This is a genomic window from Bradyrhizobium sp. GW821-FHT13H06 (assembly GCF_058803975.1).
The window spans coordinates 67,539-80,571 of sequence record NZ_JBXAPN010000005.1 but is presented as its reverse complement, the minus strand read 5'-3'; the positions used below and the strand labels follow the sequence as shown (position 1 = coordinate 80,571).

Annotated in this window: 14 protein-coding genes; 4 read left to right on the top strand and 10 right to left on the bottom strand. The window is 65.6% G+C overall.

All coding sequences use genetic code 11. The features are described from left to right. Nucleotides 1-24: 24 nt before the first annotated feature. On the bottom strand, nt 25-1,218 hold the full coding sequence (locus tag AC1RQP_RS21840; protein WP_061878321.1) for a M20/M25/M40 family metallo-hydrolase: 1,194 nt from the start codon (nt 1,216-1,218) through the stop codon (nt 25-27). 33 nt (nt 1,219-1,251) lie between these two features. Then, nucleotides 1,252-2,496: an MFS transporter gene (locus AC1RQP_RS21835; RefSeq protein ID WP_492938481.1), complete on the bottom strand. Its 1,245-nt coding sequence runs from the start codon at nt 2,494-2,496 to the stop codon at nt 1,252-1,254. Between the two features lie 723 nt (nt 2,497-3,219). On the opposite strand from AC1RQP_RS21835, the gene AC1RQP_RS21830 reads away from it, so the two are divergent. Beyond that, nucleotides 3,220-3,402 carry a hypothetical protein gene (locus AC1RQP_RS21830; protein ID WP_239622074.1) on the top strand — a complete coding sequence of 61 codons (183 nt, stop codon included), beginning with the start codon at nt 3,220-3,222 and terminating at the stop codon, nt 3,400-3,402. Between the two features lie 60 nt (nt 3,403-3,462). Here the strand turns inward: AC1RQP_RS21830 and AC1RQP_RS21825 are convergent, their stop codons facing one another. Both AC1RQP_RS21825 and AC1RQP_RS21820 read right to left on the bottom strand, forming a co-directional pair. Beyond that, nucleotides 3,463-3,738 (bottom strand): HGGxSTG domain-containing protein, encoded by a 276-nt coding sequence (locus AC1RQP_RS21825; RefSeq protein ID WP_492938480.1) that lies wholly within the window; start codon nt 3,736-3,738, stop codon nt 3,463-3,465. After that, nucleotides 3,735-4,382: a hypothetical protein gene (locus AC1RQP_RS21820; protein WP_492938479.1), complete on the bottom strand. Its 648-nt coding sequence runs from the start codon at nt 4,380-4,382 to the stop codon at nt 3,735-3,737. Before AC1RQP_RS21820 ends, AC1RQP_RS21825 begins: the two co-directional genes overlap by 4 nt. A 450-nt stretch (nt 4,383-4,832) precedes the next feature. Between AC1RQP_RS21820 and AC1RQP_RS21815 the strand changes: the two genes are divergently transcribed. Beyond that, nucleotides 4,833-5,816, top strand: a complete 984-nt coding sequence (locus tag AC1RQP_RS21815; protein WP_492938478.1) for a Bug family tripartite tricarboxylate transporter substrate binding protein — start codon at nt 4,833-4,835, stop codon at nt 5,814-5,816. A 290-nt stretch (nt 5,817-6,106) separates the two neighbouring features. Here the strand turns inward: AC1RQP_RS21815 and AC1RQP_RS21810 are convergent, their stop codons facing one another. Both AC1RQP_RS21810 and AC1RQP_RS21805 read right to left on the bottom strand, forming a co-directional pair. Beyond that, nucleotides 6,107-6,574, bottom strand: coding sequence for an NUDIX hydrolase (locus AC1RQP_RS21810; RefSeq protein WP_492938729.1), 468 nt, complete (start codon nt 6,572-6,574; stop codon nt 6,107-6,109). Nucleotides 6,575-6,719: 145 nt separating this feature from the next. Then, nucleotides 6,720-7,682 (bottom strand): lytic transglycosylase domain-containing protein, encoded by a 963-nt coding sequence (locus AC1RQP_RS21805; RefSeq protein WP_492938477.1) that lies wholly within the window; start codon nt 7,680-7,682, stop codon nt 6,720-6,722. Nucleotides 7,683-7,864: 182 nt separating this feature from the next. Here AC1RQP_RS21805 and AC1RQP_RS21800 point away from each other — a divergent pair, with 182 nt between their 5' ends. After that, nucleotides 7,865-8,896, top strand: a complete 1,032-nt coding sequence (locus AC1RQP_RS21800) for a L,D-transpeptidase family protein (RefSeq protein WP_492938728.1) — start codon at nt 7,865-7,867, stop codon at nt 8,894-8,896. On the opposite strand, the gene AC1RQP_RS21795 is transcribed toward AC1RQP_RS21800, so the two are convergent. The 4 genes from AC1RQP_RS21795 to AC1RQP_RS21780 all read right to left on the bottom strand — a co-directional run bounded on the left by AC1RQP_RS21795 (nt 8,893) and on the right by AC1RQP_RS21780 (nt 11,705). After that, nucleotides 8,893-9,168 (bottom strand): hypothetical protein, encoded by a 276-nt coding sequence (locus tag AC1RQP_RS21795; protein ID WP_239622079.1) that lies wholly within the window; start codon nt 9,166-9,168, stop codon nt 8,893-8,895. The two genes, AC1RQP_RS21800 and AC1RQP_RS21795, sit on opposite strands and share 4 nt — an antisense overlap. Nucleotides 9,169-9,246: 78 nt before the next feature. After that, entirely contained in the window at nt 9,247-10,104 is an 858-nt protein-coding gene (locus tag AC1RQP_RS21790; protein WP_492938476.1) for a VOC family protein, read from the bottom strand. A 149-nt stretch (nt 10,105-10,253) separates the two neighbouring features. Further along, nucleotides 10,254-11,456 (bottom strand): urate hydroxylase PuuD, encoded by a 1,203-nt coding sequence (locus AC1RQP_RS21785; RefSeq protein WP_492938475.1) that lies wholly within the window; start codon nt 11,454-11,456, stop codon nt 10,254-10,256. A gap of 57 nt (nt 11,457-11,513) precedes the next feature. Then, a complete protein-coding gene (locus AC1RQP_RS21780) occupies nt 11,514-11,705 on the bottom strand; it encodes a hypothetical protein (RefSeq protein WP_492938474.1) in 192 nt (63 codons plus the stop codon). Here AC1RQP_RS21780 and AC1RQP_RS21775 point away from each other — a divergent pair. Next, a complete protein-coding gene (locus AC1RQP_RS21775) occupies nt 11,704-13,023 on the top strand; it encodes a PQQ-dependent sugar dehydrogenase (RefSeq protein ID WP_492938473.1) in 1,320 nt (439 codons plus the stop codon). The genes AC1RQP_RS21780 and AC1RQP_RS21775 overlap by 2 nt on opposite strands. Nucleotides 13,024-13,033: the final 10 nt, after the last annotated feature.

Here is a 13,033-nt window from a genome sequence, read left to right as displayed (position 1 = left end):
CCTGCGAACTCCGGGTGAAACAACTCATCGCATCGTCGCGAGTTGCACCGCCAGCGCGCAGGCGCGGTCATATTCGTCGAGATTGATCCATTCGTCGACCGTGTGCGCCTCGTTCTGCCCTGCGCCGAAGGTCACGGTCGGAATGCCGTGGCGGACCATCCAGTTGGCGTCGAGGCCGCCATTGGCCGTGCGCACGTTCGGCGTGCCGCCGACCGCGGACACGGCCTCGACCGCGCGCTTGATCACGGGCTGGCTGTCCTTCATGCGGAACGGATAATAGTCGGTCTCGGCCTTGAACTTGACCTTGCCGGACTTGCCTTGCGCATTCGTGACTTTCTTGGCCGCCTTCTCGAACGCGGCCTTGTAGGCCTTCGTGATCTCCTTGAAGAACTTGCCGTCATGGCTGCGGCTTTCGCCGCGCACATGCACGTAGTCGGTGACGACATTGGTGGCATCGCCCGCCGGGCGGCCCTCGCCGCCGGTGACGGGGCCGACATTGCTGGTGCCTTGCCGCTTGCCCTTCACCACCTTGCCGAACCAGCCGCCGGCCTTCACGTCCGCAAGCGCCAGCGCCATGATCATGGTCGAGGAGATGCCGCGCTCCGGCGCAACGCCGGCATGCGAAGCGCGGCCGAAGATCTCGACGCTCCAGCGGTCGGCGCCGACGGCACCGATGACGACGTTGGAGGCGGCGCCGCCGTCATAGTTGAACGCCATCACCGGCGAGCCGAGCTCGTCCAGCTTGACGTGGCGCGCGCCATAGAGCCCGCTTTCCTCGCGCACGCAGAACAGCAGCGTGATCGGCGGGTGATCGAGCTTCTGCCTGGCGAGCTCGGCGGCCAGCGTCACCAGCACGCCGCACCCGCAGCGGTTGTCGCCGCCGAGCGCGGTCCTGGCTTCGTTGACGATCTTGCGTCCCGATTTCTTCGGCTTCGCTCCGGCGCAGAGCGGCACGGTGTCCATGTGGGTCATGAACATGATGCGCGGCTGGTTGTGCAGCGCGCCGCGGCCGGGCAGGTCGACGATGAGGTTGCCGGTCTCGGTCGGCACCGGAATGCGAGTGTTGGCATCGTCAAGCCGGATCGCCTTCGCCGGCACGCCGGCCTCCTTCAGTGCGGCGGCAAGCTCGCGCCCGATCGCCGCCTCCTGTCCGGTCACGCCCTCGACGGCGAGGAAGCGCATGAGACGGTCGGTGGCGGCCTTGGTGTCGACGGGCATGAGTGATTCCTTTGGCGAGCGGGGCGCGTCATCCTATGGGCTTGGCGAGGTGTAAGCCAAGAAGATCAGCACGCCGAGCGCCAGCATGGCAGCCATGAACAGCAGCACCGCCGGCAAGCCCGCGAGCGCCGCCACCGCGCCGGTGACCGACTGCATCAGCGCCGCGCCGAGGAAGAAGGCGAGGTTGACAGCCGCGAGGGCCTTGCCCGCGACTTGCGCGTCCACCAGCTGCCTGGACATGCCGAACAGCAGCGGCTGGGCGGAGGTGGCCAAGCCGATCAGCACGAACAGCGCGAGGTCGTATTGCGGCGGCATCACGGGCAGGCCGAACAGCGTGGAGACCGCATAATGCGGCGCGCCCAGCGCCATCAGCGCCAGCAGCACCGCCCCGGCCATATGCGAGCCCGCCACCAGCGCGCGGCGGCGGCCGAGCCTGCGGTCGATCATGCCGATGCACAGGGGGCCCGCGATCATCGCCAGCGTGAACGCGCCGAGCTGGTTGCCGGCCTCGACCCGCGAGAGTCCCTTGACGTCCATCAGCCACGGCCCGCCCCACAGGCCGCGCAGCACCAGCGAGGTCGCCAGCGACACCAGCGCCAGCGCGATCAGCCCGCGCAAGGGCCGCGAGAGGCCGAGCCTGAGCACTTCGATCATCTGCGTCAGCGGCGAGGACTCGTCCTTGTGCTCGGCCGGCTGGTGTGGGACCAGCGCGAACACCGCAAGCGCCACCGCGATTCCGCCGATCGCGGACATCCAGAATCCGGCGCGCCAGCCGTAGGCGTCCACCACGAAAGCGAGCGGGCTCGACGACAGCAGCATGCCGATATTGCCGATCGAGAGGATTGCGCCCGACCACAGCCCGAAGCGGGCCGCCGACAATTGCTTGGCCGCCAGCGTCATCGGGCACATCAGCATGCCCGAGGTGGCAACGCCCAGCAGCAGCTGCCCGACGGCAAAGCTTTCCGGCCCTGTCGCAAACCCCGACGCGACCGCGCCGAACACGGTCCCCGCGAGCAGGCTCAGCGACACCGGCCGCACGCCAAACCGGTCCATCGCCGCCCCGACCGGAATCTGCGCCGCCGCAAAGGCGAAAGGATAAATCGAGGTGAGGCTGGCGAGGGCCTGCGGCTCGATATGGAAATCCGCCGCCATCAGGTCGAGGCTCACGGCCGGAATGGTGCGCAGCAAGGTCGAGAGCATGTGCCCGCAGGCGAGCGCCACCAGCGCGAAGATCAGCGCGCGGGTGGTCGTGCCCGCGTCGTTGGCGGCTTTGGTCATGAGCGTTCCGTCCCGAGCAGGTTTTGGATGGGGTTACATGATGGCGAGGCGGGCGCCAATGGTGGGAGCGGGACCCCCTCATTCCGATTTGTGGGCCTCTCGGGATCGCCGCATGAAAGACCAGATTCGGGCAGCCGGCGATCAGCTCGTGAGGCGGCTCGCCGAGAGCGGACAAGGAGCATTCCTGCTTCGCTCCGGGATCGGCTCGGCCGGTGTCTGGTTGCGCCGCTATTGTGCTGCGACGACAGGGAGGTGAGGCCTTCCGGCCGGCGGACGATAGGAACAAAAAAGACATATCGCGCTTACCCCGGTCAGGAGGCCTGCTCATGCTGTGCTCGAGACCGCCGCGGCCCATTCGCACGACGCTCGATCTTGCGAATGCGGAGCAGGTAAAGTCCGTCCGAAGACGGCTTCGCATCTCCGATACCGATTTGGCCAGGATCGTTGACAAGATCGGTAATTCTCTGGCCGCCATAGAAAAGGAAGTGGAGCTCGAAAGGCTGGCCATTCAGCAGTGTAATGCCAAGAACGCGCCCGCGAGCCCCGAATAGATTCAACTCATTCTCCTAAGGAGAATTGCAATGAACGGCCTGATTTATCTCGTAGGACTAGTCGTTGTGATCGCGGCCATTCTTTCGTTCTTTGGCTTGCGATGACCGTCTCCGTTCTGCACGCTGACGCACCGCCGATCAGGTGAAGAAGTCTGCGATTCGCGAGCCGCAGATGGTTGATGCGCACCAGGTCAACACCATCATCGCAACGACGGTTTGCGCCTTCTTCAAGGAACATCCCGACGCTAAGATCGGAATTGAAGAAGCGAAGCTGCTGGCGAAGCAGATCGCTGATGCGCTGAACGAGGCCGGGCTGCAGATTGCTGCCGTCGATCCTGAGAGCTCGACGCGCTAGCTCTGCCGCGGGCGATCGGATGATTTATTTCGATCAAGTCGCCGCGTCGCTTCTCCGCCGTCAGCCTGACTTGATTTCGGCCAACAGCTTCTGCGTCTCGCCCAGCAACTCGCGTATGGCGCGCCGTTCCGCAATCCCATCCTGGGCGAACACGCCGTGCTTCCGCGCATTCTGATTCCCTATTGGCGCGCCTGATCTCCACGCGCCGCCGTGCATACGGCAGCGGGGGCTGCCGTGCACCGCCGGCGCGCGGCAGGCGGTGCCGTTGCGCGTCGCGGCCCCGCAGCGTGGGCTTGCCATCATCGCGCCGGTGTTGCGGATGTGATTGCCGCTCACGGGACATTGCCCCGGCTGGCGGGGGTCTGTTCGCGCTCGCCGGCTTGGGACGGGATCTGTCCCGCCTCCGTTGCGGTGCCGGGCTCGCCCACGATCAGATGCGCATGCTGAGTGACGTTGCCCATGATTGCGCTGCCGCCATCCTGCACCGACAAATTCTGCACCGTGATCGGACGCTCGCCGTTGCCGCGGTGGCGGTTGAGGGCCTCCATCTGGGCAGCGAAGGTGCGTGCCAGCCGGGTCAATGTGCGGGTGATGCCTTCCTGCTGCGAGAGGTCTTCGGTGCAGGCGAGGCGGCAGGCGGCGCGCATTGTGGCAACGTGAACGGACACCATCTGCGCCACCAGCATGGCTTCGAGCGAATCCCTCGGCGCGATGCTCTTCATCATCGAGATCATGAAGGAAAGATTGGGTTCGTCGGGCTTCTGCAGGACCACGCTGGCCTTCATCAGCTGCTTCAGGATGCCGTGCAGCGCGTCGTGATCGACGGCGCCGAGCGCGTCGGCCAGCAGGCGCTCGCCGGCCTGCGCGTCGGGATGCTGGATCACGATGCGCCGCCGGCTGAGCTTGATCCGCGGGCTTGGACTGCTGCCATGATACTTGGTGACGGGTGTCGTGCTGTTGCGTGTCAGGGCTGTCGTCATGTCGATATGTCCTTGGGCCCACGGCAGGCGCGAGGGGACTCGCTGGGCGAGGCCGACCCGCGCAGCTGCCGTGCGGCGGCTGCGATTTTCAGATGTCGATGAAGGGCTTGGTCGCGATCGGAGCGAGGCGCCATGGCCGGGCAGGCCAGGTTGCTCACGGCTCTCGCGATGTTGCCATTATGCCCCTGTTTTGCCCGACGAGTCAAAATACATTTCGTAACATCCGAATATCGTTTCCCCAGCGCAAGTCCTTGTTTCGACAGGGGCCGTCTACTGTGCATGGGGTTGTTTTCGCATTTTTTGTTTGGAAGGGGCGCGCACGTGCCGTGCGGCGGAATGCCGGCGCCCGAACGCGATTGCGAAATCCGGCGTGGCCGCTATTCATGATCCTCGAATGCGTCGCACGAACAAACATGCACAAGCGGCGCTGTGAGGCCTGGGAGAGAACGAATGCAACGAACGGTCCGCCTGCTGGCAGCCATCGCCGGATTGTGCGCTTCTGCGCTGTCGACGCAGGCCCTGGCTCAGAAATACCCGGTGCGGCCGGTCAAGGTCATGGTCGGCTTCAGCGCGGGCGGCCCGGTCGATGTGGTCGCGCGCATCATCGGCGATCGCCTCGGCAGCAAGCTCGGACAGCCCTTCGTGGTCGAGAACCGCGCCGGCGCCAACGGCATGATCGCCGCCGAAGGCGTCGCGCGCGCGGACGCGGACGGCTACACGATGCTGGCCTGCAATTCGTCCACGATCACGCTCAACAAGACGCTGTTCAAGGACGTCCGCTATGACCCGCAGGGAGACTTCGCGCCGCTGACGACCGTCGTCTCGGCGCCGCTCGTGCTCGTCGTCAATCCCGAGAATCCCAAGACGGCCAACATCAAGACCGTCGCCGATCTCGTCGCCGCGGCAAAGGCCGCGCCCGGGGCGCTCGCCTACGGCTCGGGCGGCAACGGCAACCTCGCCCATCTCGCCATGGAGCTGCTCGGCCAGAAGGCCGGCATCAAGATGATCCACGTGCCCTATCGCGGCGGCTCGGCCGCCGAGGTCGGCATCCTCGCGCAGGAGGTGCTGGCGGTGTTCGATCCGCTCTCCGCCGTGCCGCTGGTGAAGGCCGGCAAGCTGCGCGCGCTGGCGGTATCGTCGGCCGAGCGGTTGCCGGCGCTGCCCGACGTGCCGACGGTCGCGGAAGCCGGCTATCCCGGCTTCGACATCTCGTTCTGGGTCGGCTTCTTCATGCCGAAGGCGACGCCCGCGCCGATCCTGGAGACACTGCACCGGGAGATCGTCACTGCCGCCCAGGATCCCGCGGTCGCGGAGAAGCTCGGCTCGCAGGGCGTCGTCAGCGTGCTCAGCCCCGCCGACTACGCCGCGAAGATCGCGAAGGAGACGAAGGAGCTCGCCGAGGTCGTCGCGGCCGCGAACATCAAGGCGGAGTAGGGCTCGCTCGAATTCGAGCCTGATCGCGCCGCGGGATCTTTCGCCTCTCCCGCAAGCGGGAGCGGCGGATCGCGACAGCCTATCCGCTGCTCGAACGTGATGAGATGAGGCTTGATCGCTGCAACGACGGAGGTGCTCTCCCTCTCCCTCTCCCGCGCGCGGGAGAGGGTCGGGGAGAGGGTATTTCCGCACTGGGACAATCCCCAAGAGGAGAAAGCCCTCACCCGACGCTTCGCGCCGACCTCTCCCGCAAGCGGGAGAGGTGAAGGAGCCGCGGCAGCCGATTCAACCTAAAGCCGTTCCGCCTTAGCCAGCTGCGCCAGCCGGTCAAGCAGCGGACGTTGTCCAGCGTTGATCTTCTGCTGCGCCGCTTCGAGCGTGAACCATGCGGCGCGGTCGACCTCCGGGAACGTCTGCCGTTTGCCGCTGCGAGGCGGCCATTCCATCTCGAACGTGTTGCTGCGAATGCTGGCCGTGTCGATGTCGAGCTCGGCCGCGAACGCGGTGACGACCTTTCCGCCGCGTTGCTTGACCTGACCCAGCGCGGTCAGCGGCATCGTCACCTCGAGGCCGAGCTCCTCGGCAAACTCCCGTCGCGCGGCGGCCTCCGCATCTTCCGCGTCCGCATACTCGCCCTTCGGAATCGACCACGCACCGAGATCCTTGTTGCGCCAGAACGGGCCCCCGGGATGAACGAGGAGAACCTCGATCTCCCCGCGCTTCCGATAGGCGATGATCCCCGCACTCTTCGATGGCATCTCAGGTTCCGCAAGAAAGGGGCGCGGCCTTCGCCCGGGAAGAAGAACCGAGCGTTTGGCGCATCGAGCCCCGTGAACGTCGGGTGATCGAGTAGCCGCACGCCGGTCGGAGGCCGCTCCATCGAGCGGCTTGTCCATCTTCATATCAGATCGCAGAGCGTTCCCGAGCGGCGATGCGAACGGCGCGCGCTTTTGCGCTCTTTCCGGCGGCGCGTGCCACGATCTGGCTGCGTGCCTTGCGGTGGACCGTGGCATTCTTCCGCAGCAGGGTTGCGAACCGCTTGCGCGCCCGGCTGGTCGCCACCGGGGTGGCGAGTTGCTCGGCCTTGTGAATGATGCTCGCGACCGAAGGCGTCAGGTTGACCGGCACCCAGGCGACGTCCTTGGCCTTGGAGAGACTGCCGATGCCTTCGCACGGCGCTTCGCGCGGCAGGTCGATGCGGATCGCAAGCGCCTCGGAGCGTTCGATCCAGTCTTCGGCTTTGGTGCCGGTGATGATCCGGACATAGTCGCGCGTCTCGCGCGGCAGCTCGCTCTCCCTGGCAAGCCATTTCTGGATGCGGCCGGGACCTGCGTTGTAGGCGGCGGCAGCAAGGCCGAGATTGCCGAAATCGTCGCGAAGCTTGCGCAGGAATTTTGCCGATGCCGGCAGCGCCTTCATGGGATCGAAGGGATCGTCGAGTCCGACCTCGGCGGCTGTCCCCGGCATGAACTGCGCGACGCCCTGCGCGCCAGCATGGCTGACCTCGTTGGACTTGAAGCGGCTCTCCTGCCAGAGCAGGCGGGCGAAGAAGGGCACCGGAATGCCGCTGGACTCGGCGGCTTCACGAAGCGCGTGACAGAATTGTTCGGTCGGTGAATCCGGCGCCTGTACCGCCGGCTCGACGGAGCGCGGCGGCTCGATCACCTGCTCATAGGCAGCGTGCGCGTTCGTAAGCTCGATGGCCTGCACGCTGGCGACGAAGAGCTCGACCACCGGAACAAGTCGTGAGGCATGATTGTTCTGAAGAATGGTGCTGTGGAACGGTGATGCTTGCCGGGATGACGACGGATCGAGGTCGCACATCAGAATCAGGAATGCGGCGCAAGCCGCGACGACAAATCGCATTTGCGGAGACAACCTCGAACTGTGGGATGAATGGTCGGCGATGCGCCGGCGACAGCGAGTTCTTAACCGTCCGATTGCGGCAAAGCTGCGATCTCGCCGGTTCCTTCGGTGTTAGTACGGTGTTCCCGAAGTGAAACTCTCCGCGGCCCTCGGGCCGCTTGCGAGTGGGATGCGCGATGACGATGCGATCGATGCTTGGCGCGGTGCTTTCGCTGTGGCTCATCGGCCCGGCGTTCGCAGGCAATCTCGATCCGGTTGCGGTGAATGACGCTGTGCGTCCTGCGAAACCGCCGGCTAGCGACAAGCTCAATCCGGCGGTGGTGAAGCTTCAGGTCCTGCTCGACCGCGCGCAATTCTCGCCCGGCGAGATTGACGGCAAGTTCGGCGAGAATGCGCAGAAGGCGCTCAGGGCATTCGCGGAGCAGAACGGCATCGCATCCGACAAGGCCATAGCGCCGGAGCTCTGGGACAAGCTGACAGCGGCGAGCGAGGGTCCCATCGTCGCCGACTACAGGATCGTCGACGCCGACGTAAGAGGCCCGTTCCTGAAGGAGTTGCCGGGCAAGCTCGAGGACATGAAATCGCTGAAGGCGCTGAGCTACACCAGCCCTCTCGAAGGACTTGCCGAGAAATTCCACATGAGCGCGGATCTGCTCAAGGCGCTCAACCCGGGCAAGGCCTTCGACAGGGTGGGAGAGACGATCGTCGTTGCCAACGTTCAGGCACGGAGAGAGCTGCCGCGCCTGGCCCGGCTCGAGGTCGACAAGAAGAGCGGGACGTTGAAGGCGTTCGACGCAAGCGGCGCTCTGCTGGCGTTCTATCCGGCGTCAGTCGGCAGCCCGGATCGTCCGACGCCGAGCGGCACGCTCAAGGTGACCAGTGCACACGAGAATCCGACCTATCGCTACAATCCCGACTACAAGTTCAGGAGCGTCAAATCCAAACGGCCGTTCGACATCGAGCCGGGTCCGAACAATCCCGTCGGAGCGTACTGGATCGGCTTGTCGGCGCAGGGCTATGGCATCCACGGAACGGCAGAGCCCGACAGGGTCGGCAAGTCGGCGTCTCACGGCTGCGTCAGGCTGACCAATTGGGACGCGCGTGCGATCGGCGAGAACGTCAAGCGCGGCACCCCCGTCGTCTTCCTCGACGCGCCGACGGATACTTCCGCGAAGCAGCAGGGCGGGCCCGCGGCGAAGCGGGCCTCGAACTAGTCCTTGGGGAAATCCTTGCGCATCGCGATCTCGGCGGCATCGCCGGGCGACAGCACGGTCTGGTCGAACGCCGGTTGCGGCGTCGTCATGATGTCGTAGAGCGAGATGCCTTTGATCGGCTTGCCCATGAGCTCGCGGACGCATTCGGCGAGCGTGCCGTTGTAGACGAGATAGGGCGGGCCCCGATCCTTCAGCCTCTCGCCCTTCAGCGACGGCCACTTCTTCAATTCGGCCGGCGCGTCATAGGCGATCGGCGATTCCTCTTTGAACATGCGTATGGTCCCGGCGACTTGGATTGCCGGGAATCCTAGAGCCGCCGGGGTAAACACCCGTTAAAGAATTAGTTCAAATCAGCCGGCAACGAAGGCGAGCAGCGTGCCGTTGGCCTTGGCCGGCGGCACGCAGATCGCATCGCCGCTTCGGACAGCGGCTGAACCCAGCGCCTTCCCGGTTGCCGCGAGATCGCCGCTGACCAGCACGAGCGCGGCGCCGCCGCGCTCGGAGAGACCGGTCAGCGGCACGCCGGGATAGCGTTTGCCGAGCTGGTCCAGCGTCAGATAGACGAAGTCGGCGCGATCGCCGCCGGAAGGTACGGTGACCGCGCCGTCCGCCTCAGTTTTCGGCGCGCGGTCGATGAGCCCGCCGAGATGCGCGGCTTCCTGGGCCGGCTCGGGCGTTGCGATCAGCGTCTGCTTGATCCGCCTCGCCGCATTGGCGTGCTGCATCAGCTCGGGAATCCACACGGTCTCGCGCGTCTTGTGCTGGCACGCGAAGATGCGCACGCCGCCGGGCGCTTCCGCAGTCGGCCACATGAAGGTGCGGAATTTCGCTGCCGAGACCGTGCCGTCAGGCAGCGTCACCGGCCGCTCGAAATCGGTCGGGCCGATCGGCGCCAGGCCCCGTGCGCGGATCTCCTCCGCGCCGGCGGCGGAATCGACCGCAGTGAACGCGATGCGCTCGATGCCCTCTCCCTGCTTGTCGAGGAACGCGCGCGCCGGCGCGTTCTGCTCGGTCGCGGCGAGCACGCCGAGCAGCTCCATGTAGTCGGGATCGAACATGATGGTGTAGTTGCCGGTGCCCATATGCACGCTGTGAGTGCCGCGCGGCGACACCGTGAAGCCGAGCTGCCGGTAGTTCTCGGCGGCCTTGTCGAGGTCCTTCACCATGACCACGGCGTGGTCGATACCGATGACGTTCTTGAGGGCCACTGTTCTTTCCCCGATTGCAAACTGATCTTGCGCCGCGCCGGCGGCCACGGCTCCTGTCTACGCCGGTTAGGCGGTCAAGTCATTTTCAATTCAGCAGGGCAAAGCGGAAATTCATTCCGCCGAATGGTCTGGCCGCGCAAGTCGGCGCGTCAGCGCGCCTGCGCGATATAGGCCGCGAGGACGGCGCGCTCCTCGCTGGTCATCTCCGTGATGTTGCCCGGCGGCATCGCGTTCGACCAGGCCGCGACACGGCCGATCAGGCGGATGTTGCGATGGATGTGCTCGGGCGCGTCGAGCAGGATGCCTTTCGGGGCGGTCACGATGCCGGCCCAGACCGGCTCGGCCGCGTGGCACATGCTGCAGCGGGCCATCACGATTTCCTCGACATTGGCGAGCGTCGGCTGTGCGGGCAGCGCGCCGGTCTTGACATCGCGCGGGCCGGCCGCGGAGAGGAACAAGATCGCGACCACGCCGGTTGCCGCCACGCCCCACACCCACCACGGCGATTTGCGCCCCGCGTGTCGCTCGTTGAAGAAATGGCGTATCACCGGGCCGAGCGCCAGGATGATCGCGACGATGATCCAGTTGAAGCGCGTGGCGTAGAGCAGTGGATAGTGGTTGCTGATCATCAGCACGACGACGGGAAGCGTCAGATAATTGTTGTGGACCGAACGCTCCTTGCTCGCCTTGCCGAGCTTCGGATCGGGCGCCTCGCCCGCGATCAGACTGGCCACGATCTTCTTCTGGTTCGGGATGATCAGCGCGAAGACGTTGGCGACCATGATGGTGCCGATGATCGCCCCGATCTGGTTGAAGGCGCCGCGGCCGCTCAGCACGTGGGTGAAGGCGTAAGTCAGCGCGACCAGGAACAGATAGCCGCCGATGGCGAAGGGCAATTCGTGCTGCGCAAGCCCGCTGCGACAGGCGGCTTCATAAAGCAGCCACGCCAGCGCGAGGCTGCAGAAGCTGAACAGCCCGGCCTGGAATGGCGTGATGTCGAGGATCGCCTTGTCGACCAGGAACAGGTCGGCCTCGAGATAATACACCACCACCATCAGCGCGAAGCCGGACAGCCAGGTGGTGTAAGCCTCCCATTTGAACCAGGTCAGCTCGTCCGGCATCCGGCTTGGGGCCACCAGATACTTCATGATCCGGTAGAAGCCGCCGCCATGAACCTGCCAGGCCTCGCCCTGCACGCCATCAGGCAGGTCGCCCGTCAGGTTGCTCCTGGGCTTGAGGCTGAGGTCGAGGGCGATGAAATAGAAGGAACTTCCGATCCAGGCGATCGCCGCCACGACGTGGAGCCAGCGCAGCAGCAGGCTCGCCCATTCCGATATCACGGATCCCCACATGATCTTCCCATCAGTCGCGACGGCGATGTCGCAGCTTTCATGACCGCAGCCACACCCTTACAATGTGTCGCATCTATCTGCGGTGTTTTCCAGTACGGTGGGTGCACCGGATGCATATCGTGCGGGCATGAGCTGACGTCGAATGCGGCGGGTGTTTGACCTGCCGCAGAACGTTTGCGGATGAACGGCGTTGACGCCCTGTAGGTACAGGTGGGGAGAAGGCGACGTGAAGAACAGGATTTCGTTCATGGCAATATCCGCGGGGCTGCTGGTCGCGGTTGCGGCCGGCGCGCAGGCCGAGCCGGTGTTGCAGGGCAAGGACGCCTATGGCGACTGGCGGGCCGACAAGCCCGGCACGGTCAGGCTGATCCGGCCCCAGGATCTGGTCAGGCCCGGCGCCACGCGGTCGGTTGCGAGCTCGTCGCGCGTGGTGCCGCGTCCACCGGAGGCGGCGCTCCAGGTGCCGGCCGGCTTCAGGATCGAGCTGTTCGCCGAAGGCCTGCGCGCGCCGCGCATCATACGCGTGGCGCCGAACGGCGACGTCTTCGTCGCGGAGACACGGGCCGGTAACATCCGCGTGTTGCGCGCCGGGGAGGGCGACAAGGTCTCGCCCAACGAGGTGTTCGCCAGCGGACTGCGGCAGCCGTTCGGCATCGCCTTCTTTCCGAACGGCGACAATCCGCAATGGGTCTATGTCGCCAACACCGACGGCGTCGTCCGTTTTCCCTACCAGGCCGGCGATCTCAAGGCGCGCGGCAAGGCGGAGACGATCGTGGCAAGCCTGCCGCATGACGGCGGCCATTCCACGCGCGACATCGCCTTCACGCTCGACAACAAGCGCATGCTGGTCTCGGTCGGTTCGCTCAGCAACGTCGCCGAAGGCATGGGCACGCCGCCGGGCGGATTGGAGGCGTGGTCGAAGGCGCAGCCGCTTGGCGCGGCCTGGGCGAGCGAGACCGAGCGCGCCACCGTGCTGGCCTTCAATCCTGACGGCAAGGAGCGGAAGATCTTCGCCACCGGCCTCCGCAACTGCGTCGGCCTCGCAATCCAGCCGCAGACCGGTCTGCCCTGGTGCTCGACCAACGAGCGCGACGGCCTCGGCGACGACCTCGTCCCCGATTACGTGACCAGTGTGAAGGAGGGCGCGTTCTACGGCTGGCCCTGGTTCTATGTCGGCAGCAATGAAGACCCGCGCCATGCCGGCGCGCGGCCGGACCTGAAGGACAAGGTGACGGTGCCCGACGTGCTGATCCAGCCGCACTCGGCCTCGCTCGGCATGACCTTCTATCATGGCACGCAGTTTCCGAGCGAATATCAAGGCGACGCCTTCGCCGCTCAGCACGGCTCCTGGAACCGCTCGAAGCGCACCGGCTACAAGGTGATCCGCATCAAGATGAAGGACGGCAAGCCGACCGGCGAATACGAGGATTTCGTCACCGGGTTTGTCGTGAGCGACACAGAGGTGTGGGGCCGTCCGGTCGGTGTCGCCGTGGCGAAGGATGGATCGCTGCTGGTGTCGGAGGATGGGAATGGCACGATCTGGCGGGTGACCAGCGTTCGGCAATGACGGTGCACCC

Excerpts from the sequence above, each read along its gene's own strand:
- AC1RQP_RS21840 (WP_061878321.1), bottom strand. The coding sequence starts at position 1,218 with ATGCCCGTCGACACCAAGGCCGCCACCGACCGTCTCATGCGCTTCCTC.
- AC1RQP_RS21835 (WP_492938481.1), bottom strand. The coding sequence starts at position 2,496 with ATGACCAAAGCCGCCAACGACGCGGGCACGACCACCCGCGCGCTGATC.
- AC1RQP_RS21830 (WP_239622074.1), top strand. The coding sequence starts at position 3,220 with ATGGTTGATGCGCACCAGGTCAACACCATCATCGCAACGACGGTTTGC.
- AC1RQP_RS21820 (WP_492938479.1), bottom strand. The coding sequence starts at position 4,382 with ATGACGACAGCCCTGACACGCAACAGCACGACACCCGTCACCAAGTAT.
- AC1RQP_RS21815 (WP_492938478.1), top strand. The coding sequence starts at position 4,833 with ATGCAACGAACGGTCCGCCTGCTGGCAGCCATCGCCGGATTGTGCGCT.
- AC1RQP_RS21810 (WP_492938729.1), bottom strand. The coding sequence starts at position 6,574 with ATGCCATCGAAGAGTGCGGGGATCATCGCCTATCGGAAGCGCGGGGAG.
- AC1RQP_RS21805 (WP_492938477.1), bottom strand. The coding sequence starts at position 7,682 with ATGCGATTTGTCGTCGCGGCTTGCGCCGCATTCCTGATTCTGATGTGC.
- AC1RQP_RS21800 (WP_492938728.1), top strand. The coding sequence starts at position 7,865 with ATGCGATCGATGCTTGGCGCGGTGCTTTCGCTGTGGCTCATCGGCCCG.
- AC1RQP_RS21795 (WP_239622079.1), bottom strand. The coding sequence starts at position 9,168 with ATGTTCAAAGAGGAATCGCCGATCGCCTATGACGCGCCGGCCGAATTG.
- AC1RQP_RS21785 (WP_492938475.1), bottom strand. The coding sequence starts at position 11,456 with ATGTGGGGATCCGTGATATCGGAATGGGCGAGCCTGCTGCTGCGCTGG.
- AC1RQP_RS21775 (WP_492938473.1), top strand. The coding sequence starts at position 11,704 with ATGGCAATATCCGCGGGGCTGCTGGTCGCGGTTGCGGCCGGCGCGCAG.
- AC1RQP_RS21780 (WP_492938474.1), bottom strand. The coding sequence starts at position 11,705 with ATGAACGAAATCCTGTTCTTCACGTCGCCTTCTCCCCACCTGTACCTA.